This is a genomic window from Acinetobacter sp. UBA2063 (assembly GCF_002333245.1).
Classification (GTDB): Bacteria; Pseudomonadota; Gammaproteobacteria; order Pseudomonadales; family Moraxellaceae; genus Acinetobacter; species Acinetobacter parvus.
Window position 1 is genome coordinate 1 of record NZ_DDAH01000082.1, and the last position, 2,541, is coordinate 2,541.

The 2,541-nt window shown below is 36.0% G+C and carries 1 protein-coding gene; it reads left to right on the top strand.

Annotation, left to right across the window (positions count from 1 at the left end; translation table 11 throughout):
* Window positions 1–111: 111 nt before the first annotated feature.
* Window positions 112–2,541 (top strand): type ISP restriction/modification enzyme (locus tag B4H32_RS03610; RefSeq protein WP_286800032.1); only part of this gene is annotated, 2,430 nt, incomplete at its 3' end.

Genomic DNA, 2,541 nt, shown 5'->3' on the forward strand with positions numbered 1-2,541 from the left:
CTATGACTGGCAAATAACCAAATAAAAATGATGGGAGCTGATGCTCCCATTTTTATGGATTTTTTATTATATAAATTATATTGTTAGCTTAAACAAATATGAGACAACAATATGAGTCACTTTATTTCAACCTATATAGACCGTATTAATCATCGTTATCGACTTGGCAATGCGACAGAACATACCTTTCGTGGCGATCTTGCCCAACTGATTGAATCGATAGTCCCAGATATTACTGCGACCAATGAACCTAAAAGGCAATCTTGTGGCGCACCTGACTATATTTTGACAAAGAAAAATATTCCGATTGGCTTTATTGAAGCAAAAGATATCGGTGATAAAGACTTAGACGGATTGAAAAAGACAGGAAATAAAGAACAATTTGATCGTTACAAAGCATCATTAAACAATCTTATTTTTACGGACTATCTCAATTTTCATATTTATCAGGATGGCGTATTTATCACTAAAATCGCCATTGCTGAGGTGACTGGCAATCATATCCGAGCGCTTCCTGAGAACTTTACTGTCTTTGAAAATCTCATCAAGAATTTTTGTACCCATATTGGACAAACCATTAAAAGTCCTAAAAAACTTGCAGAAATGATGGCAGCAAAAGCGCGTCTACTTTCTGATGTGATTGAAAAAGCCTTAACCAGTGATGAAGATAGCTTTGAGGACAGTACATTAAAAGACCAAAAACAAGCCTTTAAACAAATCCTGATACATGACATTACCCCGAAAGGTTTTGCTGATGTATATGCTCAAACTATTGCTTACGGTATGTTTGCCGCACGTTTACATGACCCGACCTTACCGACTTTTAGCCGACAGGAAGCGGCGGAACTGATTCCTAAAACCAATCCATTTTTACGCAAACTATTTGGCTATATTGCGGGCCCTGATATTGATGACCGTATTAAATGGATTGTCGATAGCTTGGTTGATGTTTTTCTACATTGTAATGTACATGAAATCCTTAAAAATTATGGGCGTTCCACCAAAATGGAAGACCCGATTATTCACTTTTACGAAACTTTCTTGAGTGAATATGACCCCAAATTGCGTAAAGCTCGTGGCGTTTGGTACACCCCTGCCCCAGTGGTCAATTTTATTGTGCGTGCCGTAGATGATATTTTAAAAACCGAATTTGGTTTAGCGCAAGGTTTAGCCGATACCAGTAAAACCACGATTGAAGTAGAAGCAACAGGTACAGCCATTACCAAAGGTAAAGCCAAAGGCAAGCGTATTACCGAAACCAAAGAAGTGCATAAAGTGCAAATTCTTGACCCTGCCACAGGTACAGGGACGTTTCTTGCCGAAGTGGTGAAACATATTCATCAAAAATTTGCAGGGCAGCAAGGCATTTGGAGTAACTATGTCGAAAGCCATTTATTACCACGTTTAAATGGTTTTGAGTTGCTCATGGCAAGTTATGCAATGGCGCATTTGCAACTTGATTTGTTGCTAACCGATACAGGTTATAAACCCAAGCAAGCGCAACGCTTACGAGTGTATTTAACCAACAGTTTAGAAGAAAGTCACCCCGATACAGGCACACTGTTTGCCAATTGGTTAAGTAGCGAAGCCAATGAAGCCAACCACATAAAACGTGATACACCTGTCATGTGTGTGATTGGTAATCCACCGTATAGTGTTAGTAGTAGCAATAAAAGTGATTGGATCCAAAGCCTCATTGCTGACTATAAAAAGAACTTAAATGAGAGGAAAATTAACCTTGATGATGATTACATTAAATTTATCCGCTACGGACAACATTTTATAGATAAAAATGGAGAAGGCATTTTAGCCTACATTTCAAACAATAGTTTTATTGATGGCATTACGCACCGTCAAATGCGTCATGAATTACTCAAAAGTTTTGATAAAATTTATATCTTAGATTTACATGGGAATAGTAAGAAAAAAGAAACCGCACCTGATGGCAGTATTGACCAAAATGTCTTTGACATCATGCAAGGCGTATCGATCAACATCTTTATTAAAACAGGTAAAAAGAAAAAAGATGAACTTGCTAAAGTTCTCCATCACGATTTGTTTGGTAGAAGACAATTCAAATATGAAAGCTTAAATCAATTTTCTATAAACCAAATATCTTGGCAAAACATACACCTAGATGCACCAAATTACTTTTTCGTAAAAAAAGATCTAGAACTTATCAATCATTACTCAAAATGGTTTAGTGTTGCGGAGTTTTTCAAGATTTTTAGCACAGGTATTGAATCAAAATGTGACGACATCGCTATATCTTTTAATAAAACATCTGTTAAAAATATTCTTTCAGATTTTCAAGAATTAAGCTCTCAAGACCTATTAAAAAAATATCAAAGACCAAACTCAAAAGGCTGGTCATATGAGAATGCGAAAATAGATATACAAAACAATAAACCTGAAATCATAAAAATTTCATATCGTCCTTTTGATATTAGATTTTCAGCATATACTGGATTTTCTAGTGGATTTATGGGACGTCCTAGAAATGACACCATGAGACATATGATTCATGAAAATTTAGCAATC